Genomic DNA, 26069 nt, shown 5'->3' with positions numbered 1-26069 from the left:
ATGACGTTCTTCTTGACAGCCATCAACTAACCCATGCTGCTTTACAACGGCCAGCTACACCCCGAATCCACGTTTGCGCTGCCGCTGCCCAACCGGGGGCTGCAGTTCAACGACGGGTTCTTTGAGACGCTGGTGTGGGCGGAAGGCGGCCTGCGTTACGGCCCGCAGCACTTAGCCCGGATGCAGCGGGCCGCCGCCGCGCTGACCCTGCCGCTGCCCTCGGCCCTGGCCACGCCCGCGGCCCTGACGGCCACGCTGGCTAGGCTCGTGGCCGTTCAGCCGCAGCCAAGCCAGCCGCAGCGGCTCCGGCTGCAGCTCTGGCGGCCGGGCAGCGGCCTGTATGCGCCTCCCGAACCAGCTGCGCCGGCCGAGTGGCTGGCCACGGCCCGGCCGTTTGGGGCCCGTACTGCGCCGGTGGCGCGGGCCGGCTTCGGCACCACAGTGCGCACCCAGCTCAGCCCGGTATCGTTCTGCAAAGGCCCCAATGCCCTGCTTTATGTGCTGGCCGCCCGCGAGCGGGAGCAGCGCGGGCTCGATGAGCTACTGCTGCTCTCGGCCGCGGGGCACGTGGCCGAGGCGGGCGCGGCGGCCGTGGGCTGGGTGCGCGACGGGGCCGTGTATGTGCCGGCCGAAGCGGCGGGCGGCGTGAGCAGCGTGCGGCTGGCGCATTTGCGCGGCGCGGCGGCGAAGTTGGGCGTGGCCTGGCACGAGGGGCTGTATAAGCCGAAAGACCTCCTATCCGCCGAAGCCGTGTTTACGGCCAGCGTGGCGGGCCTGCGGGCCGTGCAGGCGGTTGAGGATCAGGCATTCGGCTCGGCACAGCATCCGCTGCTGCAACGGCTGCTGGCCGCCGATGGGTAACTGTAGCAAAGTCATGCTGAGCCTGTCGAAGCATCTCTACCGCTCCTCTGCAATTGTTCTACGAAGCAATAGGGATGCTTCGACAGGCTCAGCATGATATTTCTTACTCTCTTCTAACGCTGTTTCTGGCGATGCTGGAGCTGGAGTTGCATCCAGCTTTCCATATGGCGCACCAGGTCGGCCTCGGTTACATCGTTCTCGCACAGGATTTGGCGGCGGTCGAAGGCGGGATTTTCCAGCGAATACAGGGCGACCCAAGCCCGGTGCTTACACGAGAGCCCTGGCAGCCCATCGTCATCGGCAGAATTCGGGTCGGGAGCAGACGAAAAATTCAACATCGCCCATTTACGAAACCGGTGGTGGTTCGGATTGGGTTACTAGAATCGGACCCTGTGGCGTTGGGCTATACCGCTACCGGGGCCTTGATGGCGGGCCAGGGGTCGTAGTTTTCCAGCGTGAAGTCTTCGTAGCGGAAGTCGAAAACATCGGTTACGGCCGGGTTGAGGCGCATGGTGGGCAGCGGGCGAGGTTCGCGGGTGAGCTGCAGAGCGGCCTGTTCGAGGTGGTTGCTGTAGAGGTGGGTGTCGCCGCCGGTCCAGATGAATTCGCCGGGCTGCAGGCCCGTTACCTGGGCCATCATCAGCGTGAGCAAGGCGTAGGAAGCAATGTTGAACGGCACGCCCAGAAACACATCGGCCGAGCGTTGGTAGAGCTGGCACGAGAGGCGGCCGTCGGCCACGTAGAACTGAAACAGGGCGTGACAGGGCGTGAGGCGCATTTGCGGCAAGTCGGCCACGTTCCAGGCACTTACCACCATGCGGCGCGAATCGGGCTGGGTGCGTAGCAGGTGCACCATCTGGGCAATCTGGTCGATGCTCTGGCCGTCGGGGGCCTGCCAGCTGCGCCACTGCTGCCCGTAGATGGGGCCCAGCTCGCCGTGCTCGTCGGCCCACTCGCGCCAAATGCTGACGCCCACCTCTTCGAGCGACTGGTTGCTGGTGTCGCCGCGCAGAAACCACAGCAGCTCGTGGATGATGCTTTTGAGGTGGACTTTTTTGGTGGTTACCAGCGGGAAACCAGCCTGCAAATCAAACCGCATCTGGTAGCCAAACACCGACAGCGTGCCAGTGCCAGTGCGGTCGGTTTTGCGCGTGCCGTGGTCGAGGATGTGCCGAAGCAGGGTGTGATACTGGAGCATAGCGAAGTAGCAGAAGCGTAAACCGGGCTGGCTTCGACGCGGCTTGGCAGACTGCCAGAAAGCGCCAGACGTTGAAACAGGAGGCCAAAAGTAGGCAATTTGCTACTTGTCCGAAACGGTTCCTTCATATCCCTAAATAACCTACCAAGGGTTATGCTGGCTACCCAACTTCCTGCCGGCGCAGCACCTTTTCGCACTTTTTCCAATAGTTGAAGAAGCCAGGGAAGTAGCCGGCCACTTCCGTCACCAGCCAGGCGCGGGCGTCGTGGGTGCCGGGGTAGTGGCCCGACGAGGGATGCCGGCGGGTATAAATGGCGGGCACCCGCGCCAGATGCGGCAGCTCGGCGGCTTCGCCCACGAATACCTGCACGCCGGCAATATTATCGAGGGCCAGTTGCTGGATGAAGGCCAGCACGGTTCCGCTCACCGGGAAGCGCCGGAAGTGCGAGGGCTCCAGCAGCAGCACCCGGTTGGCCGGCTCGTCGGCGCGCCACTGCGGGTCGAGGTGGTAGCTGTTGTAGAGCAGCAGCGGCAGTGCCGGGTCGATAAGCGGGGCGGGCGTAACGGGCAGCGGCGTAGTAAAATCGGGCGCGCTGGTGGCCCGGAGCGGAGCCGGCACGGGCAAGTCGGGCAGCTCGCTGTAGGCCACGTCGAGGTAGGTATGGCGCTGCCGGCTGCCAGTGTAGTGGTTGATGTTTTCCTGGTTGCAGTAGTACTGCTTGCTGGAAAACGAGCCCGCCACCCACTGCCAGCTGCAGGTGTTGCTGGCCAGGTCGCCGTCGAGCAAATGGTAGTAGAGCCAGGCGGCCGGGGCCGACCAGTGCGCCCGCCCGATGTTACAGGCCAGACTGGCCACGTACATGCGCAGGTGGTTGTGCAGGTAGCCGGTAGCGTAGAGCTGGCCGATATGCGCATCCACGGCCGCAATGCCGGTGCTGGCCGCGGGTAGGGCCGCCGGCAGCTGCCGGTGCGCCACGCCGGGCTGGGGCTGGCGCAAATCCGTGAACAGGTCCTCCCCTTTCGCCTCCCACACCCGCTGAAAAAAGTCGCGCCAGCCCAACTCACTGGCCAGCTTCTGCATGTCGTCGAAGGCGAAGCCCCGGGCCAGCAGGGCCTCGTACACCTGCCGGGTGCTGATGACGCCCCGGCTCAGGTAGGGCGAGAGGTAGGTAATGGCCCCATTGAGGAAATTACGCGACCGGCCATAACGGCCCGGGTCGATGGCCGCCACGCGGGCCAGAATATCCTCGTAGCGGGTCGGAAAGCTAATTTCGGGGATGGCAGCGGCCTCGGGCCGGGCCTGGCCGGCGTGCGGCTTGGACTGGTGCGTACTCATAGCGGATAGCGGGCGCGGCAGCCGCGCTACCGCTTGCTGATTTTGTTATGCGTGATGCTGCGCTGCTGGTCGCTTTTGAAGCCGTCCACCTCGTCGGAGCGCAGGGCGCGGTGCTTGGTGGCCCGGCCGCTCATCCGCGCCCGCCACATCCGGAACGAGGACGCCTTCATTTCGCGGCGCATGAGGGCAATTACGTCTTTCTCGGCCAGGCCAAACTGCGCCTCAATAGCCTCAAAAGGTGTGCGGTCTTCCCAGCCCATTTCGATAACCCGGTCGATATCGGCGGCAGATAAGGTAGGCTGAGTGGGTTTTTCGGACATGGAAAATGGCGGCTTGTAGTAAGTCAAGGCCAAAACCGTTGCGCATTAGGAGATGTTTCGGGCAGCGGCCTGCTTCTGATGAGTCTGCCAGATGCCGAAGTGCCGGGCCCGAAACGTGACTGAGTCGCCGAGTTTCAATTCGCCGCTCCGGACGCCAGCCACGATAGTTTCGCCGGTCTGGCGGGTGAAGGTGATGGGCAGGCCCACGTTGAGCGTCAGTTGGAAGCAACGTTCTGGTAGGGCATTAATGTGAGTGAGGACTTCGAGGATGGGCATTATAGTATTTTTGTTAGACTCATTCCCCTTATCAGTCGATTACAACGTGTGCGCTAAGCACGCTTCCCTATAGTCAGCATCCCCGTTTCCAGCAACCGTTTCCAAATAATGATGGACCGAGGCGTAGCTTACTTCCACTGGTACATCTATAGAAATATAGTTGGGCAGGTGGCTGCCTTCCCACCCACACCCCAATGCTTCTAACTTCTGTTGGATATTATTTTTATCGGCACCCTCAAAGAAAATCAATTGAATGGTGCTGTTACCTGATTCTTCAACTAGCGCTTGTACAACTAGGCTGTCATTCTCTTCTACGGCATAAACTATGTCATCGAAAGCATAGCCAGTTACAAAGAATGGCACATTACTGAGCCTGTACCAACCCTTTTTCTCATCCACAACAGTAGCCCACAGGCTTTCCACGTAATCCTCATCCAAAACCTCGTTAAAAAAGTGAAATGAAACCTTTACGCTTTCAGCCATTGATATTTACGTTAGAATGACTTGCAAATATTTTGAAAACCGAATACTACCTCGATATTAAACCAAACACCCCACGCAATTAGGCAGCGTAGGGTGTTAGATTTTACTTAAAAAATGGTTCTTCTACAACGACTTCACCACCGGCTTAGCGGCTGGCATAGCGGCGGCGGTGCTGGTCTTGGCATCCTTCTTCATGCAGCACGAGGGGGTGCTGGCCGGGCTCATGCTGCCAGCAGCCATGTCGCAGTGGGCTTTGGTTTCGGTGGTGGCGGTGGCTTTTTTGGCCTTTTTACCTTTGTCGCCTTCCGAGGCGGTGGCGGCTGAAGCGGTGAAAGCGAACAGGGCGAGGACGAGCAGAGCGTTTTTCATGACGACGAATGTGGTGGTGAAGGAAACAAATGCCCGAAAACGGCGGTTGGGTTTCGGCTGCCCCTAAAGTACGCAATACCCGCCGGAACTCCAGCCGGGGGCCGACCCGGTTTTCGGCCGGCCCGACGGGTGGTACGCCGCCCGCTTTTTTCACCCTGCGCGAAGCCGCCGCTTCGCTGCGCCATCCGCCGGTTTGCGCCCCCTATGCCCCTTCGCCGCTACGCGCACCTGACTTTATGGGCCCTCGGGCTGCTCACGGCGCTGGCCGTGTTCTTCGTGGCCCAGCTGCGGTTCAACTACAATTTCAACGACTTCTACCCTGCTGGCGACCCCGACCTCGACTACTACGAGGAGTATGCCGCCCGCTTCGGCAACGACAACGACTACGTGCTGCTGGGCCTCGAAGCCCCCGCGGGCCAGACCGTGTTCGAGCCCGCCTTTCTGGTGCGGCTCGATTCGCTGACCCGGTTTCTGGGCGGGCGGCCCCACGTGCTGCGGGTGTCGTCGCCCACCAACATCAGCAACCCGGTGGTGGAGGGGCCGGGTGTGTTCAACTTACCCTACCTGCACCCCAACGAGCCCGGCCGCCGGGCGCTCGATTCGGCGCTGATATACCGCACGCCGGGGCTGGTGGGCAACCTGATTTCGCGGGATGCCCGCGCCGCCACCATTCTGTTCCAGACTTCGCCCAACCTGAGCAAACCGCCCGGCGACTCGCTGCTGAGCGCCCTGCGCCGCGAGCTGGTCCGCCAGGGCTTTGCCGAAGACCAGTACCACCTGGCCGGCAAGCAGGTGGCCCAGTCGGTGTTCGTGGACCGGCTGCAGAACGAGCTGGTGCTGTTCATGAGCCTGTCGGTGGTGCTCGTGACGGGGTTGCTGTGGCTCACGTTCCGGACTTGGTGGGGCGTGGTGCTGCCGCTGGTGGTGGTGCTGGGCTCCATTCTGTGGGGCTTGGCCGTGATGTCGGCCTTCGGGGTGAGCATCGATTTGATGACGGCCCTACTGCCGGTGATGCTGTTCGTGGTGGGTATGTCCGACACCATTCACCTGATAACCCGCTACGTCACGGAGCTGGGCTATGGGGCCGAGAAGAAGAAGGCGCTGCTGGTGGCCATGCGCGAATCGGCCTTCGGCTCGGGACTGTCGGCCCTGACTACCAGCATCGGCTTCTTCTCGCTGATGACCAGCTCCATCCGGCCCATCTACAACTTCGGCCTGTTCACGGGCATTGCCGTGCTGCTCACGTTTGTGCTGAGCTTTACGCTGCTGCCGGCCTTGCTGGTGCTGCTCAAAAAGCCCCAGCTGCGGGTGCCGCGCGCCCAAGGCCACAGCTGGGACGGCGTGCTGGGCCGCCTGTTCCGGCAGGTGCTGGCCCGGCGGCACTGGGTGGTGGGCATCAGCGCCGTGGTGCTGGTGCTGTCGGTGTCCTCGGCCTCTACCATCCGCATCAACTCGGCGCTGCTCGACGACCTCTCCAAAAACGACCCGGTGAAACTGGATTTCCGGTTTTTCGAGGACAACTTTGCCGGCGTCCGGCCCTTCGAAATGGCCCTCGACCCCGGCCCCAACCGCACGGTATTCGATTTGGAAGTGCTACGCGAAACCGAGCAGATTGAGAACCACCTGCAGCAGAGTTACGGCCTCAACTTCGTGGCCTCGCCTGTAACCATCATCAAATCGGTGCGCAAGGCCCTGAACGGCGGCATGGTAGAAGAATACCGCTTACCCGCCGACGAGGACGAGTTGGCGCGGCTGCTGCGCAAGGTGAAGCTGTTCCGGCAGAAGCCCGAGTTTCGGGCCCTGGCCCTGCCCGACGCCTCCGCTGGCCGCCTCACCGGCCGCATGGCCGATGTGGGCAGCATCAAGGTACACGCGCTCAACAACGGCCTGCAGCAGTTTCTGCGCACGTCCGTCGACTCGACGGTGGTCCAGACCCGGCTCACCGGCTCGGCCAACCTCATCGACAAGAACAACGAGAACCTGAGCCGCGACATGATTATCGGCATGACGCTCGACATTGTGATGGTGACCATCATCATCCTGGCCCTGTTCCGGAGCCTGCGCATGACGCTGGTCGTGCTCATTCCCAACCTGTTCCCGATTCTGATTGTGGCCGGCGTAATGGGCCTGGCCGGGGTGAGCATGAAGGTGAGCACGAGCATCATCTTCACCATCGCCTTCGGCATTGCCGTCGACGACACCATCCACTTCATGAGCAAGCTCAAGCTGATTCTGCTCAAGGAAGACAACCTGTTCCGGGCCGTGCGCAAAACCTACCTGATGGCTGGAAAAGCCGTTATCGTCACCTCGCTGATTCTGGTGGGCGGCTTCTCTACGCTGATTTTTTCCTCCTTCGACGGCACCTTCTACGTGGGCCTGCTGATTGGCCTGACGCTGATTTTCGGCGTGGTAGCCGAGCTGACGCTGCTGCCGATTCTGATTCTGTGGCTGTACAAGCACGAGCCCAAAGCCATCCGCGAGGCCGTGGTGGTTCCGTAGGGATTAGGGATTAGGGATTAGGGATTAGGGATTAGGGATTAGGGATTAGGGATTAGGAAAGAACGTCATTCAGAGCGCAGCGAAGAATCTCGCGTGCTGGCATTGCGCCAGTCATCCAACATCAGCGCGCGAGATTCTTCGCTGCGCTCTGAATGACGTTCATCCACCCACCACCGGCCCCGAACTTCCCGCCTGCTTCGCTGGTTGACACCTGTACCCCGGCAGAAAGCTTATCTTTGCTTTAGCATCACCTAAAACAGCGATTCATGGAAGTATCCGTCGACAATCACCCGCTACTGCCCCGTATCGAGCAGGCCCTCGACGGCATCCGGCCCTACCTGGCCGCCGACGGTGGCAACGTGCGAGTCCTGGAAATCACCGACGACATGGTGCTGCGCCTAGAGCTGCTTGGTGCCTGCGGCACCTGCCCCATGTCGGCCATGACGCTGAAGGCCGGCGTGGAGGAATCGGTAAAGAAAGCCGTGCCCGAAATCCGGTCCGTGGAAGCCATCAACCTGACGCCCATGAGCGAGCAGCCCGCCGGCCAGGTACGGTAGAGCTGTTATTGAACCCTTTTACACCGCGCCCCGCTCCTGCCGTTTCATCGGTGGCAGCGGGGCGCGGTGGGTTTTACTATCGTGATTTTTGACCTTTGATATGCGGCTACTCCTACTTTGCATTCTGGCAATGCTGCCCTGTATCACTAGCGGCCAGTCGCTTCCGGCTCCCGAAAAAGCCTACGAAGCGGCCTTCAACCATATCAAGCGGGACCGTAAACTTCGCCGGATGGGGTATAGACTTAAAGACGTAGCTGTATTCGATAGTATCGTTCATAAGAATTTGACGTGGTTCAGTCAAGACCTCGGAGTATTATGGGGTTATACAGGCTATCAAAAGGAAAAACGGTTAATAGACTCTTTGTCTCAGTTAGAAATAACGACTTCCCACACACCCTATTTTTCAGCGCTAACGGCCCGGCTAACCACTAATCCTGGCCTTACGAAAGGCGGCACGGTCATCGTATTCTCGCGGCTGGATAATAACATGCTGTTGGCCGAAGTAAGTGATAACCAAGAGGGCGGACCGGGCTTGCGTAACGTATTTTCCACTTTTGACCAGTCGCTGCTCTACCTATTTTTATTTGGTGCCGATGGTAGAATTCAGCGGTGCTACTCTCAACTTATCAGCTATAACTGACCGGCTCGCACCTACGCCTTCCCGATTTCCTCCCGACCTTGCGGCCACCATTTGCCCGGTTTCGTTGTTAGGCTAAAGAATCCCAAACTATAGAATCTGTTGGCGGAACAACCTACTTATACCGAACCCTACGCCCTCGAAAAAGAGCTGCGCAAGGTGCAGGCCCTTCTCAAGCTGGAGCAGCAGGAGGACTACGAGCAATTCAAGGTCAAAAGCGCCCAGGCCAGCATTGCCGAGCGCCAGCGCCGGGGCCTCACTTGGTACCCGGTCAAGATAATCCAGGAAGATATTGGCTTCGGCGGCAAGCTGGTGCTGGAGCTGGAGCGCCAGGGTGGCCAGGGCGGGCTGCACCTGTTTCAGGTGGGCAAGAATGCGGCGCTGTTCGCCAATATTCCCGGCCGCTCGGGCTCCGACCGGCCCACGCTCAGCGGCGTAATTACCAGCGTCAAGCGCAATAAAATCCGCCTCAGCACCACCAAGGAAGACCTGCCCGACTGGACCGACGAGGGCAAGCTGGGCGTGGATTTGACCTTCGACGAGGTGAGCTACCGTGAGATGGACTACGCCCTGGGCAAGGTGATGGGGGCCTACGATTCGCGCCTGGCCGAGCTGCGTGATGTGCTGCTGGGGGCCAAACCGGCCCGCTTCCGGCCCGAGAGTGAAGCCACGCTCTACTACCCTTCGCCCCTCAACGACTCGCAGCTGGCCGCCGTGCGCCACGTGCTGGCGGCCCAGGATGTCGCCATTATCCACGGCCCGCCCGGCACCGGCAAAACCACCACGCTGGTGCAGGCCATTATCGAAACCATCCGGCGCGAGCGGCGGGTGCTGGTGTGCGCGCCGAGCAACACGGCCGTCGATTTGCTGACCGAAAAGCTGGCCGAGCGCGGCGTGAACGTCATTCGTATGGGCAACCCCTCGCGGGTATCTGACCTGTTGCTACAGCACACGCTCGATGCCCAGATAATGAATCATAAGAGCTACGCCGAACTGCGGAGCCTGCGCCAGACAGCTGAGCAGTACCGCGAAGCAGCCGGCAAGTTCAAAAAACACTTTGGCCACGAGGAGCGTGAGCAGCGCCGCCTGCTCAAGCAGCAGGCCCACGAGCTGCTTCAGGAATCGGACCAGTTGGAGCGCTACATTACCGAGGATTTGCTCGAGCAGGTGCAGGTGATTACCTGCACGCTGGTGGGGGCCGGCAACCGCGCCATTCGCCACCTCACCTACGAAACCGTATTCATCGACGAGGCTGCCCAGGCCTTGGAGCCAGGCTCTTGGATTCCGATTGCCAAGGCGGGCCGGGTGGTGCTGGCCGGCGACCACCAGCAGCTGCCGCCCACCGTGAAAAGCGAAAAAGCGGCCCGCGAAGGCCTGCGCGAAACGCTGTTCGAGAAGTGCATCAAGCGCCAGCCCGGCGTGGCCCGGATGCTGGAAACCCAGTACCGCATGCACGAGCTGATTATGGCTTTCAGCTCGGAGCAGTTCTACGAAGGCCGCCTGAAAGCCGCCCCCAGCGTGGCCCAAGCCGACCTGGCAGCCTACGACCCGCGCTTTGCCCCCGACCTGGCCGTGGAGTTCCTCGATACGGCCGGCTTTGGCTTCCAGGAGCTCACGATTGAGGAAAGCCGCTCGACGGCCAACCCCGAGGAGGCCGACCTGCTGCTAAAGCGGCTGGCCCAGCTGCTGGAGCCCTACGACCCCGCCGACCACGAAACTGACCTGCTCACCATCGGCGTTATTGCCCCCTACCGCGCCCAGATCAACTACCTCAAGGATGCTATCGAGGAAAACGACGAGCTGGTGGGCCTCATGGAACACCGGATGCTGAGCGTGGGCACCGTTGATTCGTTCCAGGGCCAGGAGCGCGACATCATCGCCATCAGCCTCACCCGCAGCAACCCCCAGGGCGAAATCGGCTTCCTGAGCGACATCCGCCGCATGAATGTGGGCATGACCCGGGCCCGCAAAAAGCTGCTGCTCATCGGCGACTCATCCACCCTGAGTGCCCATCCCTTCTTCAAAGCCTTCATCGACTACACCGAAAGCATCGGCGCCTACCGCACCGCCTGGGAGCTGGAGAGCTAAACGCGACAGTTGCCGGATTAACTGTCTGCTGTTATGGTCAATAGAAGCAAAACCAGTCAATGAAAACGACATATAAGTTGACAATTTCACCGGTTTTGCCAAGTATTTTCCCGACCCCTTCGCCAACATTTCCGTAACTAGCAGTAGTCTTTTTGCCTATTAATTCCACCCCGCCATGACGCAGATCAGTGCCAACAAAGTCGTTACCATCACCTACGACCTGAGCGTAACCGACGAAAACCAGGAGAAAGTGCTCGTAGAGTCGGCCGACACTGATGCGCCCATGGTGTTTCTGTTCGGCCAGAGCGGCCTGCCCGAGGAGTTCGAGCGTCAGCTGGCCGACAAAAACACCGGCGACCCGTTCAGCTTCAGCCTCACCCCCGAGCAGGCTTATGGCGAGTACGACGAGCAGGCCGTAGTCGAAATCCCGCGCAGCGTGTTCGAAATCGACGGCCAGACCGACGAGGAGATGCTGGTAGTGGGCAACTTCCTGCCCATGGCCGATAACCAGGGCCACCACATGCAGGGCAAAGTGGTCGAAATCAGCGACGACGCCGTAAAGATGGACTTTAACCACCCGCTGGCCGGTATGGTTATGCACTTCGACGGCAACGTAGCCGAAGTACGCGAAGCCACCGCTGAGGAAATGGACCACGGCCACGTGCACGGCGAAGGCGGCCACCAGCATTAATTAGTTGTCAGTGAAAAACGAAAAGCGGGGCCGGATGGCTCCGCTTTTTTTGTGGGCAGTTTTGGCTTGTTACTCGCCGCCAACGCTGTGCGGGCCGTAACAAGCGGGCCGGGCTGCGGCTCGTAGCAGGCAAGGCCGCACAAAGTCGTCATTTAGTAAGCCAGTGGTGGTGGTCCGACGCTTTGTTTAGAAGCACTTGCGTCTGAATTGACTTCGAGGTAGAATGCTGTAAAACAGAACGAAAGCTGATAGCTCATCCAAGTTGCGGAGTGACTCTGTCAGCACTACGTAGAGGCTTGCCCCCGCCCGCCGTTAGCACGGGCATTTCGGGGCCTCAAAACAGCTGTTCAACGCCTCCTTCTGACGGCGGGCGGGGGCAACCGAAGGACAGCGAAGCTAAGCCCCGCCCCTACAGCGCCTCCGCAACTTGGGTGAGCTAAAAGCTAATGGCTCACTATTTACCTTCCCCCGCCTTGGCCACTGCCGCCGCAGCCCTGCCCCTTTCCCTGTTCGCTATGACTGCTGCACCCAACCGCCCCCAACTGCTGATTTTCGACGTTAACGAAACCCTGCTCGACCTGAGCAAGCTGCAGCGGGCCATCAATCAGGAATTCAAGTCTGAAACGGCCTTTAAGCAGTGGTTTGCGCTGCTATTGCAGTACTCACTGGTCGATACCGTAACCGGCAACTACCACAACTTTGGGCAGATTGGCGACGCGGCCCTCGACATGCTGGCGCAGGCCTTGGGCCAACCGGCGCGCCCGGCGGCCCGCAAGAAGGAAATCCTCACGCTCATCACCGAGCTGCCCCCGCACCCTGACATTATTCCCGGCCTCACGGCGCTGCAACAGGCGGGCTTCCGCATGGTCACGCTCACCAATTCGCCCGACGCCACGGTGCAGAAGCAGATGGCTTACGCGGGCCTCACCAGCTTTTTCGAGCAGCTGCTCAGCATCGATACGCTCCGGCGCTACAAGCCTCACCCCGACACCTACCACAGCACCTGCCAGCAGCTGAAAGTGGCGCCCGCCCAAACTATGCTGGTGGCCGCCCACGGCTGGGACACGGCCGGCGCGCAGCTGGCGGGCCTACAGGCCGCGTTTATCTCCCGTCCGGGCCAGCAGGTGTACCCGCTGCCCCCGCGCCCACCCTCACCGGCCTCACTTTACTCGATGTTGCCCGCCAGCTTATCGGCTAAACCAGCAACTGCTCACACCCCAAAGCCGCCGGACTGCCCGATACGTCAGCTGTATCCGGGCAGCCCGGTGGCTTTTCAACTGAAGACCAGGGCGTAGCCACTACCTTGCGGCCATGATGCACTACCGACTAGCCGTTACAGCCCTGCTTTTTTCTGCGTTGCCGCTGGCCGGCCACGCCGCTGGCCGTGGGCACCGTAGCCCCGGATTTTAAAGGAACAGATGCTGCCGGCCGGCCCGTGGAGCTGAAGCAGCTGCTGAAAAAGGGCCGGTGGTCCTCTACTTCTACCGCGGCCAGTGGTGCCACTACTGCAGCAAGCAGCTCAGCCAGCTCCAGGATTCGCTGCAGCTGCTTGCGGCCAAAGGCGCCCAGGTAGTGGTCGTAACGCCCGAAACCCAGGAGAACATCGGCAAGACCGTGGAGAAGACCAAAGCGGCCTTCCCCATCGTGCACGACCAGGGCTTCGTCATTATGAAAGCCTACAACACGGCCTTCACCGTCGACCCGGTCACCGTGCTCAAATACAAAGGTTTTGGCGTGGATTTGCAGAAAGCCAACGCCTCCACCGACGACGTGCTGCCCGTGCCGGCCACCTACGTCATCGGCCGCGACGGCCGCATCAAGTTCACTTACTTCAACCCCGACTACAAGCAGCGCGTGTCGGTGCGCCGGATAGCCGCCGCGCTGTAGCCGGGACGTTATTGCAGCTTAAACGCCACATCCAGCGCCGTTTGCAGCAGTGGCGACACGTCTTGGTGGTCGACGATGAGCTTCTGGTTGATGCGGGACGCCACCGGGTACGGGTACACCTTGTCGAAAATTTCGCTGATGCCTAACCCGCTGGTATTGGCCAGAATCAACTCCTGAATCAGCTCGCCCGCGCCGGGGGCCACCATGGCCCCGCCCAGAATGCGGCGCTTGCGGCCGGGCAGCGGCAAGGCATTCTTCTCAATAAAGAGCAGCAGGTGGCCGTCGCGGTAGCTGTCCACCACCGCCCGGTCGTCGTCGGCGAAGCTGGTTTCCCACCGCTCGTAGGCCGTGCCGCGCTGGTCGAGCTCGGCAGCGTCGAGGCCGAAGTGCGCCACCTCGGGGTCGGTAAAGGTGACCCACGAAAAATGGTCGTAGCTCAGCTTCTTCTTAATGGGCGAGAAGAAGTTGAACAGCAGCAGACGCACGTGCAGCTCGGCTCCGTGGCTGAACTTGAGCGAGTTGGCCGCATCGCCGGCCACGAAAATATCGGGGTTGCTGGTCTGCAGATGCTCATCGAGTCTGATGTGACCCTTCTCGTCCACCTCCACGCCGGCCTTTTCCAGCTGTAGCCCCTCAAAGCTCACGTGCCGCCCAATGGCCACATACACCACGTCGAAATCCACCGCAAACGAGTCCCCCGATTTGGGCTTGATCTGGGCCTGGGAAGCCGAGGTGAAAGCCTCCACTTCGGCCTCCAGATGGATAGTCAGCCCCTCGGCCCGCAGCCGCTCGGCCAGCACGGCCCGGATGGCGGGGTCTTCCTTTTCGAGGATGGCGGCCCCGTGGTGCACGATAGTTACCTGTGAGCCCAGGCGCTGCATGGCCTGGCCTAGCTCCACGCCGTTGGGGCCGCCGCCCACCACCAGCAGGCGTTTGGGCAGCTCGCGCAGGTCCCACACGCGCTGGTTGTCGTAGAGGTTTACCTGGTCGGCGCCGGGCACCTGCAGCTGCGCCGGCCGCGAGCCGGTGGCCACCACCAGCTTGCGGCTGGTGTAGGTGTGGCCGTTTACTTCCACGGCGTGCTCGCCCACAAACCGGGGCCGGCCAATTTCGACGGTAATGCCCAGCCCACGCAGGTACTCGGGAGTTTCGTGGTGCCGGATGATGTCCTGCCGGCTTTGCACGTAGTCCATCACCTTGCCCATATCGGCCGCACCGCTCACCTGCAGGCCAAACTGGGTGGCCTGCCGGGCCTGATGCACCTGCCGCGAAGCATGAATAAGGGCCTTGCTGGGCACGCAGCCGTGGTTGAGACAGTCGCCGCCCACATCCTCGGCCGTGAGGTCGATGAGCAGCACGCGCAGCTTGATGCGGGCCATAAACAAGCTCAGGCCCAGCCCGGCCGAACCGGCGCCAAGTACAATCAGGTCAAAATCAGCAGCGTTATCGGTCATAGAAGTTTTGAGAGTCGGGACAATAAGCCGCACGCCAGGGTGGTTCGCGCGCTTTGGCAACCTCGGTTGGAAGTGAGCCGGTGTTTCGGACCCGAGATAAAGTGGGCTGGCAATTGATTGGTTTTGAGCAGCCGAGCTTACCCGGCAACCGCACTGCTTTCGGGCCCCAGTATAGCGCGAAGTTGCGGCCCATTGAAAGGCAGCCCTTTTAGAGGCGCCAGCAAGCACCAGTCGAAAACCCCCATCGACAGCGGCAGCAGGCCGGCCACCGTCAGCGGCAATCCATTGCGGCCCCGGATCAGGCCCGCAGCAACCAGCGAAGCGCCAATGGCGGCGCGGGCAATTCGGCGGCCGGGGAGGCAATAAGACGCAGCAGCTTGTTCATGGGGCGGTGGTACTAATGGTGACCGTTTACTACTGTGCATACGGCACACGGGCAGTGGCGGACAGGCTCCAGGGCCTTTATTACCCCGGCCAGTGCGCAGCACAATTTTCGCCAACGGGTAGCCCGGCGCGCAGTAGCCGGTGCGGGAAATTAGACGCAAGGGCATAAACGGAAAGCGCAGCCACTATGGCTGGCGCCCGCATGAGGGAGTATATACCAGCAAGCCGGACTAGCGCGCCAGCTGCTCCAGGGCCGCTTTAAACTCGGGCGTGTCGTAGTCGGCCATGCCGTCGTGGCGAGCGGCTACCTCGCCGTTGGGGCCCAGAATTACGGTGGAGGGAATGGAGTTGGAATTGAAAGGCGGAACCAGCGGGCCGGCAGGGAAATACACCGGGAACGTGTAGCCCTTGCGCTTAAGCATGGCCCGGGCCCTGGCCGGATTCTCATCCAGCGAAATCATCACGAAGGCCACCTTTTCAGGATCCATTTTTTTGTAGAGTGCCTGAATGCCCGGCATCTCGGCCACGCAGGGCGGGCACCAGCTGGCAAGCCGGTGGTGGTGCATTGCGCCGGCGGCTACCGCTCGGCTGCGGGCAGCAGCATTGTGGCCCCGGTGCTGGGAAACACGCCCGTTTTCGATTTAGGCGAGGCTGTGAAGTCGTTTCAGTCTATTAAGTAATGAGCCATTAGCCGCTAGCTGTCAGCTTTCGTTCTAATTAGCGAAGCGTTGCTTCAGGCGCAATGTGCATTTGCTTAGGCACGAGTGCTTTAAGCCGGCGACTAGCGGGCATACGGCCCCGGTCATTTCCTCTTTCCTTTTTTAAACTTCTCATGTTTGATTTCCTGAAATCCGCTGCTCCCGCTTATCAGAACCTGACCCCCGCGCAGTTTGCGCAGGGGTTGCGCCAGCCCGGCGCGGTGCTGCTGGATGTGCGACGCCCCGACGAGTTTGCCGGCGGCCACCTGCCCAACGCCCTGAACCTGGAAGTGACGGCGCCTGACTTCACGCAGCGCGCCGCCGCCCTCGACAAAGATGCCCCGGTGTACGTATACTGCCGCAGCGGTGCCCGCTCGGCCACGGCAGCCGGGCAGCTCAGCAAAGCCGGATTTGCGAACGTGCATAATATGCTCGGCGGCGTGCTCGACTGGTCTGAACCGCTGGTGCGCTAAAGCCATGAAAAAGCCCGCATCTGGCCCAAAACAACACTGGGAAACCGTGTACGAAACCCGCCAGCCCCACGAGGTGAGCTGGACAGAAGAAGTACCCCAGACCTCGCTGGAGTTCATCCACGCCTTCGAACTACCCAGCCAAGCTCCCATCATTGATATTGGCGGGGGGGATAGTCGGCTGGTGGATTTTTTGCTGGCCGAGGGCTATGAGAACCTGACGGTGCTCGACATTTCGGGGGCGGCGCTGGCCCGCGCCCGCCAGCGCCTGGGCCCCGCCGCCGACCGGGTAAGGTGGATAGAGGCCGATATCCGCGGCTTCATTCCGCCGCAGCAGTACGCCCTTTGGCACGACCGGGCCGCGTTTCATTTCCTAACCACCGCTTCTGATATGGCGCACTACCTGGCCCTGGCCCGGCAGGCTGTGGCACCGCAGGGCTACCTCACCATGGGCACTTTCTCCACCGATGGCCCCACGGCCTGCAGCGGGCTGCCCGTGCAGCAGTATGATGAGGCCAGCCTCACGCAACAGCTGCAGCAGGGCTTCACGAAACTGCGTTGCCGCACCGAAGACCACCTCACCCCCTTTCAAACCAGCCAGAACTTCCTGTTCTGCTCATTCCGCCGCCAGCAGCAGCCGGCCGCGGCGTAGTTCTCTGTAGCTCGTTTTCATGACTGATCTTCTGCAACAATCCTGGGCCTGGTACGTGGCCGGCCCGCTTATCGGCCTCACGGTGCCGGCGCTGCTGCTCATCGGCAATAAAGCCTTGGGCATCAGCTCCTCGCTGCGCCACGTGTGCGCTGCCTGCCTACCGGCCGGCATTCCCTTCCTCACCTACGATTGGCGCAAGGAAAGCTGGAATCTGTGGTTTGTGCTCGGCATTGGCATCGGCGGCTTTATTGGCTACCAGGTGATGGGCCACCCCGACACCATCGCCATTTCGGCTGAAACCGTGCGCGACCTGAAGACCCAGATGGGGCTGACTGACTTCTCGGGCCTGCTGCCCAAAGAGCTGTTTGCCCTGGAGAATCTGGCCAACTGGAAGGGCTGGGTATTTATGGTACTGGGCGGCTTTCTGGTGGGCTTCGGCACACGCTACGCCGGCGGCTGCACCTCGGGCCACGCCATTTCGGGCCTCTCCAACCTGCAATGGGTGTCGCTGGTGGCCGTTATCGGCTTTTTTGCGGGAGGCCTGCTGCTAACCTGGGTGATTTACCCCTTGCTTTTTTAACGATGAAAAACATCAAATACCTGGCGCTGGGCGTGCTGTTCGGCATTATTCTCACCAAAAGCGAAGTCATCAGCTGGTTCCGGATTCAGGAAATGTTCCGCTTCCAGGCCTTACATATGTATGGCGTTATCGGCTCGGCCATTGTGGTGGGCCTGGTTTCCATCCAGCTGATCAAGCGCAACCGCCTCAAAACCATCAACGGTGAGGAAATCGTGCTTGCTGATAAAAAGTACACCCACGGCACCTGGATCGGGGGCATTATTTTCGGACTGGGCTGGGCCCTGACCGGCGCCTGCCCCGGCCCCCTGTTTGCCCAGCTCGGCAGCGGTGTAGCCGCCGCCGCTGTAATGATTCTGGCCGCTCTGGCCGGCACCTGGACCTACAGTGCCCTGCGCGAGAAGCTACCGATGTAGGCAGTTGGCGGCGCACGGTTTTTAGGGTGATTCATTGCATCCGAGGCCAGCACCTTAAACCACTGCTTTCCCTCCCGATTTGCCCGCCAAAAACAGCGGAGCTTCCTCAGCCCACTTCTTTTAGAAACTCAGTGATGCTACCCTCCACCCCCATCCGCAACTGCGGCCAGAACTCCGCGAAATCGGCCTCGTAGGCAGGCAGCTCGGCCAGGAAGGCGGCGGCGCCGGTGGCCATTATGGCCCCGGCGGGCACGCGGCGGCTGAGGCCCTGCAGCGCCTGTTCTAAGCCTGTGGGGTGGGCGTAGCCGCTGAGCCAGTCGCCCTGGCGCATGTGGTGCAGCAGGGGCTGGAGGCGCTCCGGTATTTCGTGGCGGCGGGCGTGCAGTAGCGCGTATTGGCGCTGGGCGAAATCGGGTAGCGGCTCGGCGGGGTGGTGGTGGGTGAAGTCGCGGGCCAGCAGGTGGTCGTAGCCCATGTCGGCCACTACGCCGGCCCACTTGCCCAGACCGGCTTCGCGCAGGCGAGCCGTGGTGCGGCGCACAACGGGGTGGGTGTCAGTAAACGAGTCGATGAAGCGGTGCAGGCGGATGCCGCGCTGCACTGGCTCGGGGTAGGCCAGCAGCCCGGCCCGGCCCCGCACGGCTTCGGCCGCGAAGTTGCCCACTACTATATCGTCGTAGTGGGGGGTGGCGGCGGGCGAGCCGGAGAGTAGCAGGTGGGCCAGAAAGTTCATGAAGTGCGGGTAAGGTTGGTATAATACGGGCAATGCGGACCGCATAGCCAACCCCAACCATAGGCGGGCCGTATTTACTTCCGCGCCTCCGGCCTTGGCCAGGGCGCTTTGCTCCTATCATTTAACCCAACCCAAACCTGCATTATCATGGCTAATAAAACGCCCGTAACCAACGACGTTAAGACGCTGCTCGAAAAAATCAAGGACATCAATATCTGCATGATGACGACTACCTCCGACGACGACAAATCGTTGCGTAGCCGCCCGATGGCCACCCAGAAGCCCGAGGCCGACAACTCCCTGCTCTTCCTGACCGATAAGGATTCGGCCAAGGTATACGAGGTGAAAAAGGATAGCCACGTAGGTTTGAGCTACGGCAACCCCGACGACAACGTGTATGTGTCGGTTTCGGGCCGCTGCAATGCCTACCGCGACCAGGCCAAAATCAATGAGCTGTGGAGCGAGGACATGAAGGCCTGGTTCCCTGAGGGCAAAGAGGACCCTAACATTATGATTCTGAAAGTGGAGATTGAAAAGGGCGAGTACTGGGATTCGCCCAGCGGCCTGCTCAGCCGCGCCTACGCCTACGTGCGGGCCGTAGCCACGGGCGAGAAGAGCGACTCCGACGACGTGAACGAACATGCTAAAGTAGAAGTCAAGTAGCCTATATTTGGCTGATTGCAGAAGGGCCGGAAGCAATTCCGGCCCTTTTTTGTTGCTTTCTCTCCAGACCTCACTCCCTTGCTTACCACTTTATCTATTATCACCCTCCAGCCCAACCAGCGCCGTTGGGGGTTTTCCCAGATGGGCACGGCCCCGTGGGGCCTGCGGCGGGTGGCGGGTCTGCGGTTTGCCAAGCTGCTGGGCAGCGGGGCCACCAATGGCTTCGGGGCCCTGCCCAACCTGCGCCGCTACGGCTTTATGGCCGTCTGGGAGTCGGAAGCCGCGGCCGCGGAGTTCTTTGGCCGGCACCCGCTCTGGCAGCAGTTCCGCCAGCGCACCACCGACATCTGGACGGCTCACCTGACCCCCATTAAGGCCCACGGCCTCTGGGATGGGGTGAACCCGTTTGACTACGCCACCGAAACGGCTGATGCTGATGCGCCGGTGCTGGTACTTACGCGGGCGTCTATCCGGCTGCTGAAGACGCCCCGTTTCTGGCGCTACGTGGCCCCAGTGAGTGCCACCATTGCCGATGCGCCGGGTGTGCGGGCCGCTATCGGGCTGGGCGAGCTGCCCATTGTGCGCCAGGCCACCGTCAGCCTCTGGGACTCGGCCCGCGCCATGCAGGATTACGCCTACCGCAACGAAAAGCACAAAGAGGTTATTCGCCTGACGCGGCAGGAAGACTGGTATTCGGAGGAAATGTTCGCCCGGTTTCGGGTGCTGAGCACCAAGGGCGCGTGGGACGGGCAGCTATAATTTCACGCAGTGTCTCGGGGTGGGTGACGCAGGGTCTCGCAGTGGCCGTTGAACGACACTGCGAAACCCTGCGTCACCCACCCCGAGACCCTGCGTGAAACCAGCTAAGGACGAATTTTGCGTAATTTCGCCCGCTTAAACGCCTCTAACCTACAGCCCGAAAGCTATTAGCTGACGGCTATCAGCTAACAGCTCCGTCAACCATGCCCGGCTACCATCCCCAGGATATTGAGAAGAAGTGGCAAGACTTCTGGAAAGACCACCAGACCTTCAAGGCCGATAACGCTTCCGAAAAGCCCAAATACTACGTGCTCGATATGTTCCCCTACCCCAGCGGGGCGGGGCTGCACGTGGGCCACCCGCTGGGCTACATTGCCTCCGATATCGTAGCCCGCTACAAGCGGCTGCGCGGCTTCAACGTGCTGCACCCGATGGGCTTCGACTCGTTTGGCCTGCCCGCCGAGCAGTATGCCATCCAGACCGGCCAGCACCCGGCCCTGACCACCGAGCAGAACATCAGCACCTACATTCGCCAGCTCTCGGCCCTGGGGTTCAGCTACGATTGGAGCCGCGAAATCCGCACCTCCGACCCCCAGTACTACAAGTGGACGCAGTGGATTTTCCTGCAGCTGTTCAACAGCTGGTACAACCTCGAAACCGACCGCGCCGAGCCGCTGAAGACGCTGCTCGACAAGTTTGCCAACAACGGCAGCGCCAACATCCGGGCGGCCGGTGATGAGGCCGAGCGCCACGAGTTCACGGCCGGGCAGTGGCAGGGCTTCACCGAAAAGCAGCGCCTGCAGGCCGTACACCCCTACCGGCTGGCCTATCAGCAGGACACTTATGTGAACTGGTGCCCCGGTTTGGGCACGGTGCTCAGCAACGATGAGGTGAAGGACGGCCTCTCGGAGCGCGGCGGTTTCCCCGTCGAGCGCCGGCTGATGCCCCAGTGGAACCTGCGCATCACCGCCTACGCCGACCGCCTGCTGCGCGGCCTCGACCAGCTCGACTGGCCCGATGCCGTGAAGGAGATGCAGCGCAACTGGATTGGCAAGAGCATCGGCGCCAGCGTACGCTTCCCGGTGTACCTGCGCACTTCCGACGGCGACATGAAGCCCCAGCCCGAGGAAATCGAAGTATTCACGACCCGCGTGGACACGATTTTCGGCGCGACTTTCCTGGTGCTGGCCCCCGAACTTGACCTGACCCTGGCCATGGGCGAGCGGGCCGCGGCTCAGGCCGATTACTCGCCCGAGGCCTCGCAGACATTATCGGAACTGCAGACCTACGTGAAAACGGCTACCAACCGCTCGGAGCGCGAGCGGCAGACCGACGTGAAAATCGTGAGCGGCGCGCCGACCGGTTTTTACGTGCAGAACCCGTTCACACTGGAGTTTGTACCCGTCTGGACCGCCGACTACGTGCTGGCCGGCTACGGCACGGGTGCCGTAATGGGCGTGCCCAGCGGCGACCAGCGCGACTGGCTGTTCGCCACCCATTTCAACCTGCCCATCCGCCAGATTCTGGATGGCCAGCAGCACCTCGACCAGCAGGCCGACCCCACCAAGGAAGGCCGCTACATCAACTCGGGCTTCATCACGGGCCTGACCTACGATGAGGCAGTGGAAGAGCTGCGCCTACGCCTGCGGGCCAACCGCGTAGGCGAGCCGAAAACCACTTTCCGTATCCGCGACGCCATTTTCGGCCGCCAGCGCTACTGGGGCGAGCCCATCCCGATTTATTACAAGGACGGGGTAGCCTACGGCGTGGCCGAAGCCGACCTGCCGCTGGTGCTGCCCGAAATCGACGAGTACAAGCCCACCGAAACCGGCGAGCCGCCCCTGGCCCGCGCCACCAACTGGAAGTACAAGGGCCAGTACGATTACGAGCTGAGCACCATGCCCGGCTGGGCCGGCTCCAGCTGGTACTACCTCCGCTACATGGACCCGCACAACGCGGACCGGTTCGTGGGCGAGGAAGCCGAAGCCTACTGGCAAAACGTGGACCTCTACCTCGGCGGGGCCGAACACGCCACCGGCCACCTGCTCTACTCCCGCTTCTGGCACCTGTTCCTCAAAGACCGGGGCCTGGTAACCGCCCCCGAGCCCTTCCAGAAACTGATTAATCAGGGGATGATATTGGGCCGTTCGAACTTCGTGTATCGTTTGGCCGATTCAGGAAGGGTTTCAAGTTCAGATGAATCTGCAAAAGCATACTCAACTCCGTCAATTTTTATTTCGCAATCATTTAAGGAATCAATAAAAGACCTGAACGACCCTCGTTTGAAAAGTGCGATGCAGTCAGTTTCTGAGAAGCTGTCCAAAATGACGGGCTACTCTGTATATGTCGATCTACTAGATTCTAAGAAAACAAATAATATAAATGACTATGTAACTCCTCTTCATGTCGACGTCAACATTGTGGAAAATGAAGCACTCGACATCGAAGCCTTCCGTAACTGGCGCGAAGAATATGCCGATGCTGAATTCATCCTCGAAGAAAACGGCACCTACGTCTGCGGCGTGGAGGTCGAGAAGATGTCGAAGTCGAAGTACAACGTGGTGAACCCCGACACGTTGATTGAGCGCTACGGGGCCGATGCGTTGCGGATGTACGAGATGTTCCTGGGGCCGCTGGAACAGTTCAAGCCCTGGAATACCAATGGCATGAGCGGCGTGGCGGGCTTCCTCAAGAAGCTCTGGCGCCTCTACCACCCCCAGGATGGCGCTTTCGCCGTAACCGACGAACCGGCCGCACCCGCCGAGCTAAAGGCCTTACATAAGGCCATCCGCAAGGTGGAGGAAGACATCGAGCGGTTCTCGTTCAACACCACCGTCAGCGCCCTGATGATTACCGTGAACGAGCTGACGGCCCTGGATTGCCACAAGCGGGCCATTCTGGAGCCGCTGGTGGTGCTGCTTTCCCCCTACGCGCCCCACTTGGCCGAGGAGCTATGGTCGGAGCTGGGCCACGCGGCCGGTTCCATTAGCACGGCCCCCTACCCTGAGTTCCGCGAGGAATTTCTGGTCGAGGACGTAGTGAACTACCCGGTGGCCATCAACGGTAAGGTGCGCGAGCAGCTGCAGTTCCCGGCCACCGCCACCGCCGCCGAAATCGAGGCCGCCGTGCGCGCCACCGATATCTTAGTGCGCTTCGCTGAAGGCAAACCAGCCAAAAAGGTCATCGTTGTACCCGGCCGAATGGTAAATATCGTGGTGTAGCTTTTAACCCAAGTGGGGAGGTCGGTGTAGGGGCGGGGCTTGCCCCCGCCCGCCGCCATAACGACGCGTAGCGGGCCTGTATCTGCCGTTCAACACGTTGTTCTAACGGCGGGCGGGGGCAAGCCCCGCCCCTACACCGACCTCCACAACTCAGGTTTTTTTAGGGCTCAGAAAAGACCGTCATTCAGAGCGAAGCGAAGAATCTCGCGTGCCGAAGTAATTTCCTACGACAGGATTACTTCAGCCCGCGATATTCTTCGCTTCGCTCTAAATGACGTTCTATTTTACCCCTCTATTCCTTCCCGCACTGCCCGGGGCAGGGAGGCGCGCACCAAATCATAGGAGTGGTCAATTAGCTCGCGGAGTTGCACACTGGGGATGCCGGTGCCGATGAGCACCGTGTTCCAGTGCTTCTTGTTCATATGGTAGCCGGGCCGTACGTACTCGTGCTGCTCGCGCAATTCCATGGCCCGCTCGGGGTCGCACTTGAGGTTGATGCTGCCGAAAATGTTGAGGTCAGTAAGGGCGAAAATCTTGCTGCCGACTTTGAACACCAGCGTATCGGGGCCGAAGGGCGTTTGCTCTGTAACGCCGGGCTTCAGCAGGCAGTAGTCGCGGAAGTCTTCGATGTGCATGGGCGGGCAGCGTCAGGAAAGCAAACCGCCTGCTACCCCAAGCAGTGCGAAGGATGGCAGGCGGCTTAAATATACCAACTGGTGGCTTTGGTTGCCGATGCTGGTTCCGGCCTAGCGGAGGAACCAGCGGTAAAGCAGTACTAGAAGCCCCACCAGAAATATCGACATGCTCAGCTTATTGATGAAGTGCATGGTCCGCAGATTGAAATTGGAAGGCCGATTGGGGTCATTCTTGCGGAAGAAATAACCGAACACGGGGCCGAGGTTGAACAAGTCTTTGCGCATGGGATGAAGATATAGCAGGTTCAGTATTATAACATCTGCCACCAAAAAAAGATTTTCCGGCGGGCCAGAATAATGCCTTATTCTGGCCCAGGTTGCGGAGTATTTTATGGTCCTACCCGCGGTAGAGCTGTTCAAGGCCCGCCACGTTATTCTCGCGGATAATCTTGCGCTTCAACTTGAGCGTGGGCGTCAGTTCACCCGATTCCACGCTCCAGGGCGTGGCCAGCAGCGCCACTTTCTTTATCTGTTCCCACTGGGCAAATGTGGCGTTAGCGTCCTGCAACAGCTGGTCGTAGCGCTGCTGCACCCGCTCGTGGCCCGCCAGCGCTTCGTCCGACAGCCCGGCGGGCAGGCCCTGGCCGGCGGCCCAGGTGCGTAGCTCGGCAAAGGCCGGCACCAGCAGCGCGGCCGTGAATTTCTCGCCCTCGCCCACCACCATCACCTGTTCCACCAGCGGCGACTCCGACAGCTTCGATTCCAGGGGCTGCGGGGCCACGTACTTGCCGTTGGCGTTCTTGAACATCTCCTTTTTGCGGTCCGTTATTTTGAGGAACTTGCCCCGCACCAGTTCGCCAATGTCGCCGGTGTGCAGCCAGCCGTCGGCGTCGAGCACCTCGGCCGTGAGGTCGGGGCGGTTGTAGTAACCGCGCATCACGGAGGGCGAGCGGGTCAGGATTTCGCCGTCGGCCGCAATTTTCACCTCCACATTCGGCAGCACCGGCCCCACGGCCCCAATCAGGTTGTTCTCCGGCTCGGGCCGGCTGGCGGCAATTACGGGCGAGGTTTCGGTCATGCCGTAGCCCTCCATCACCCGGATGCCGGCCGCCCAGAACACCCGTGCCAGCCGCGGCTGCAGGGCCGCGCCGCCGCAGATAATAAAGCGCACCTCGCCGCCCAGGGCCGCCCGCCACTTGCTGAACACGAGCTTGTTAGCCAGTGCCAGCTGCGTGTTGTACCACCAGCCCTGGTCCTGCTGGGTGTCGTAGCGTAGCCCCAACTCCAGGGCCCAGTCGAAGAGCTTGCGTTTGGTACCGGTCAGCTGCTGGCCGGTGGCTACAATCTTGTCGAATATCTTTTCGAGCAGGCGCGGCACCGTCGTGAAGGCCTGAGGCTGCACCTCGCGCAGATTGTCGGCAATGAGGGCCACACTCTCGGCGTAGTAGATGCTGAAGCCCAGCTGCAGGTACAGAAACGTGGCGGTGCGCTCGAAAATATGGCTCAGGGGCAGAAAGCTGAGCGTTTTACCGCCCGGCGCCAGGGGCAGATAGCTCAGCAGGTTCTCGCAGTTGAACAGGATGTTGCGGTGGCTGAGCATGACGCCCTTGGGCCGGCCGGTGGTGCCCGAAGTGTAGATGAGCGTGAGCAAATCGTCGGGCTGCACGGCGGCTTTGAGCGGTACCAGCTCGGCCGGGTCGGCGGCGGCACCCTGGGCCAACAGGTCGGCATATGAGGGGGCGCCGGGCGTGGGGTCGAAGGTGAAGATGTGCTCGGGGCCGGTTTCGAGCCCAGCAATGGCCTCCCGCACTTTGTCGAGCAGCGGCGCATCCTGCACCAGCACCACGCGCACGCCGGCATCCTGGAAAATATGGCGGTAGTCGTCGACGGTGATGGTCGGGTACATCGGCACGCTCACGGCCCCGAGCTGGGCAATGGCCATATCGGCCACCACCCACTCGGGCCGGTTGGCGCAGATGATAGCCACTTTGTCGCCGGCTCCTACTCCCAGCTTCCGCAGGCCCAGGCTGAGTTGGTCACTGCTTTGCTGCACCTGTTGGGCGCTACGGGGCTGCCAGCGGCCGTCGCGCTTTTCTACCAGGCAGTCGGCCTGCGGAGTGGTTTCGGCCAAGTGGGCCAGCAAATCGAAGGTGCGGGAAAACGTCATAGAAAACAGGGCGGGGTAAGCTGCCGGAACCGCGACAG

General features: G+C 61.1%; 28 protein-coding genes. 15 read left to right on the top strand and 13 right to left on the bottom strand.

Features of this window, described 5'->3' with window-relative positions; translation table 11 throughout:
* Positions 1-33: 33 nt before the first annotated feature.
* On the top strand, positions 34-861 hold the full coding sequence (locus D0N36_RS03000) for an aminotransferase class IV (protein WP_116939554.1): 828 nt from the start codon (positions 34-36) through the stop codon (positions 859-861).
* A gap of 113 nt (positions 862-974) precedes the next feature.
* Here the strand turns inward: D0N36_RS03000 and D0N36_RS02995 are convergent, their stop codons facing one another.
* The 7 genes from D0N36_RS02995 to D0N36_RS02965 form a co-directional block, all read right to left on the bottom strand.
* Positions 975-1199, bottom strand: coding sequence for a hypothetical protein (locus D0N36_RS02995; protein WP_116939553.1), 225 nt, complete (start codon positions 1197-1199; stop codon positions 975-977).
* A gap of 65 nt (positions 1200-1264) precedes the next feature.
* Positions 1265-2059: a thymidylate synthase gene (locus D0N36_RS02990; protein ID WP_116939552.1), complete on the bottom strand. Its 795-nt coding sequence runs from the start codon at positions 2057-2059 to the stop codon at positions 1265-1267.
* A gap of 160 nt (positions 2060-2219) precedes the next feature.
* Complete coding sequence (locus tag D0N36_RS02985) at positions 2220-3395, bottom strand: FAD-binding domain-containing protein (protein WP_116939551.1); 1176 nt, start codon at positions 3393-3395, stop codon at positions 2220-2222.
* 26 nt (positions 3396-3421) lie between these two features.
* A complete protein-coding gene (locus D0N36_RS02980; protein ID WP_116939550.1) occupies positions 3422-3715 on the bottom strand; it encodes a TIGR03643 family protein in 294 nt (97 codons plus the stop codon).
* 45 nt (positions 3716-3760) lie between these two features.
* Positions 3761-3991: an SRPBCC family protein gene (locus D0N36_RS02975; RefSeq protein WP_190242490.1), complete on the bottom strand. Its 231-nt coding sequence runs from the start codon at positions 3989-3991 to the stop codon at positions 3761-3763.
* Between the two features lie 39 nt (positions 3992-4030).
* On the bottom strand, positions 4031-4474 hold the full coding sequence (locus tag D0N36_RS02970) for a DUF4265 domain-containing protein (RefSeq protein ID WP_116939549.1): 444 nt from the start codon (positions 4472-4474) through the stop codon (positions 4031-4033).
* Between the two features lie 123 nt (positions 4475-4597).
* Positions 4598-4843, bottom strand: a complete 246-nt coding sequence (locus D0N36_RS02965; protein WP_116939548.1) for a hypothetical protein — start codon at positions 4841-4843, stop codon at positions 4598-4600.
* A gap of 204 nt (positions 4844-5047) precedes the next feature.
* Here D0N36_RS02965 and D0N36_RS02960 point away from each other — a divergent pair, with 204 nt between their 5' ends.
* From D0N36_RS02960 to D0N36_RS02930, 7 genes are all read left to right on the top strand, one after another.
* Positions 5048-7342, top strand: coding sequence for an efflux RND transporter permease subunit (locus D0N36_RS02960; RefSeq protein ID WP_116939547.1), 2295 nt, complete (start codon positions 5048-5050; stop codon positions 7340-7342).
* Positions 7343-7608: 266 nt separating this feature from the next.
* A complete protein-coding gene (locus D0N36_RS02955) occupies positions 7609-7899 on the top strand; it encodes a NifU family protein (protein WP_116939546.1) in 291 nt (96 codons plus the stop codon).
* Between the two features lie 88 nt (positions 7900-7987).
* On the top strand, positions 7988-8539 hold the full coding sequence (locus tag D0N36_RS02950; RefSeq protein ID WP_147320721.1) for a hypothetical protein: 552 nt from the start codon (positions 7988-7990) through the stop codon (positions 8537-8539).
* Between the two features lie 99 nt (positions 8540-8638).
* Positions 8639-10624: an AAA domain-containing protein gene (locus D0N36_RS02945; protein WP_116939544.1), complete on the top strand. Its 1986-nt coding sequence runs from the start codon at positions 8639-8641 to the stop codon at positions 10622-10624.
* 175 nt (positions 10625-10799) lie between these two features.
* Positions 10800-11315: an FKBP-type peptidyl-prolyl cis-trans isomerase gene (locus tag D0N36_RS02940; RefSeq protein ID WP_116939543.1), complete on the top strand. Its 516-nt coding sequence runs from the start codon at positions 10800-10802 to the stop codon at positions 11313-11315.
* A 515-nt stretch (positions 11316-11830) separates the two neighbouring features.
* On the top strand, positions 11831-12610 hold the full coding sequence (locus D0N36_RS02935; protein ID WP_242478780.1) for a haloacid dehalogenase type II: 780 nt from the start codon (positions 11831-11833) through the stop codon (positions 12608-12610).
* A 172-nt stretch (positions 12611-12782) separates the two neighbouring features.
* Positions 12783-13202, top strand: a complete 420-nt coding sequence (locus tag D0N36_RS02930; RefSeq protein WP_116939542.1) for a peroxiredoxin-like family protein — start codon at positions 12783-12785, stop codon at positions 13200-13202.
* A gap of 8 nt (positions 13203-13210) precedes the next feature.
* Here D0N36_RS02930 and D0N36_RS02925 read toward each other — a convergent pair whose 3' ends face one another.
* The gene (locus D0N36_RS02925) at positions 13211-14656 is read right to left on the bottom strand and encodes a dihydrolipoyl dehydrogenase family protein (protein WP_116939541.1); all 1446 of its coding nucleotides are present in this window, start codon (positions 14654-14656) and stop codon (positions 13211-13213) included.
* A gap of 614 nt (positions 14657-15270) precedes the next feature.
* Positions 15271-15606: a TlpA family protein disulfide reductase gene (locus D0N36_RS02920; protein WP_410504150.1), complete on the bottom strand. Its 336-nt coding sequence runs from the start codon at positions 15604-15606 to the stop codon at positions 15271-15273.
* A 266-nt stretch (positions 15607-15872) separates the two neighbouring features.
* On the opposite strand from D0N36_RS02920, the gene D0N36_RS02915 reads away from it, so the two are divergent.
* From D0N36_RS02915 to D0N36_RS02900, 4 genes are read left to right on the top strand one after another with little or no spacing between them, the layout of a single operon-like run.
* Positions 15873-16211: a rhodanese-like domain-containing protein gene (locus tag D0N36_RS02915; RefSeq protein ID WP_190242489.1), complete on the top strand. Its 339-nt coding sequence runs from the start codon at positions 15873-15875 to the stop codon at positions 16209-16211.
* 4 nt (positions 16212-16215) lie between these two features.
* A complete protein-coding gene (locus D0N36_RS02910) occupies positions 16216-16860 on the top strand; it encodes a class I SAM-dependent methyltransferase (protein ID WP_116939539.1) in 645 nt (214 codons plus the stop codon).
* Positions 16861-16879: 19 nt separating this feature from the next.
* Positions 16880-17440, top strand: coding sequence for a YeeE/YedE family protein (locus D0N36_RS02905; RefSeq protein ID WP_116939538.1), 561 nt, complete (start codon positions 16880-16882; stop codon positions 17438-17440).
* Positions 17441-17442: 2 nt separating this feature from the next.
* The gene (locus D0N36_RS02900; RefSeq protein WP_116939537.1) at positions 17443-17853 is read left to right on the top strand and encodes a DUF6691 family protein; all 411 of its coding nucleotides are present in this window, start codon (positions 17443-17445) and stop codon (positions 17851-17853) included.
* A 106-nt stretch (positions 17854-17959) separates the two neighbouring features.
* Here the strand turns inward: D0N36_RS02900 and D0N36_RS02895 are convergent, their stop codons facing one another.
* Positions 17960-18586: an acyl carrier protein phosphodiesterase gene (locus D0N36_RS02895; RefSeq protein WP_190242488.1), complete on the bottom strand. Its 627-nt coding sequence runs from the start codon at positions 18584-18586 to the stop codon at positions 17960-17962.
* A 147-nt stretch (positions 18587-18733) separates the two neighbouring features.
* Here D0N36_RS02895 and D0N36_RS02890 point away from each other — a divergent pair, with 147 nt between their 5' ends.
* From D0N36_RS02890 to D0N36_RS02880, 3 genes are all read left to right on the top strand, one after another.
* On the top strand, positions 18734-19249 hold the full coding sequence (locus D0N36_RS02890) for a pyridoxamine 5'-phosphate oxidase family protein (protein ID WP_116939535.1): 516 nt from the start codon (positions 18734-18736) through the stop codon (positions 19247-19249).
* 78 nt (positions 19250-19327) lie between these two features.
* Complete coding sequence (locus D0N36_RS02885) at positions 19328-20008, top strand: spheroidene monooxygenase (RefSeq protein WP_242478779.1); 681 nt, start codon at positions 19328-19330, stop codon at positions 20006-20008.
* 203 nt (positions 20009-20211) lie between these two features.
* Entirely contained in the window at positions 20212-23229 is a 3018-nt protein-coding gene (locus D0N36_RS02880; protein ID WP_116939533.1) for a leucine--tRNA ligase, read from the top strand.
* Between the two features lie 284 nt (positions 23230-23513).
* On the opposite strand, the gene D0N36_RS02875 is transcribed toward D0N36_RS02880, so the two are convergent.
* The 3 genes from D0N36_RS02875 to D0N36_RS02865 all read right to left on the bottom strand — a co-directional run bounded on the left by D0N36_RS02875 (position 23514) and on the right by D0N36_RS02865 (position 26031).
* Positions 23514-23864: an MmcQ/YjbR family DNA-binding protein gene (locus D0N36_RS02875; RefSeq protein WP_116939532.1), complete on the bottom strand. Its 351-nt coding sequence runs from the start codon at positions 23862-23864 to the stop codon at positions 23514-23516.
* Positions 23865-23975: 111 nt separating this feature from the next.
* On the bottom strand, positions 23976-24149 hold the full coding sequence (locus tag D0N36_RS02870) for a DUF6728 family protein (RefSeq protein WP_190242487.1): 174 nt from the start codon (positions 24147-24149) through the stop codon (positions 23976-23978).
* 112 nt (positions 24150-24261) lie between these two features.
* Positions 24262-26031: an AMP-dependent synthetase/ligase gene (locus D0N36_RS02865; protein ID WP_116939531.1), complete on the bottom strand. Its 1770-nt coding sequence runs from the start codon at positions 26029-26031 to the stop codon at positions 24262-24264.
* Between the last annotated feature and the right edge of the window lie 38 nt (positions 26032-26069).

The sequence above is a fragment of the Hymenobacter lapidiphilus genome, from assembly GCF_003417065.2.
Taxonomy (GTDB): Bacteria; Bacteroidota; Bacteroidia; order Cytophagales; family Hymenobacteraceae; genus Hymenobacter.
This window is presented reverse-complemented; position numbering and strand designations above follow the sequence as displayed.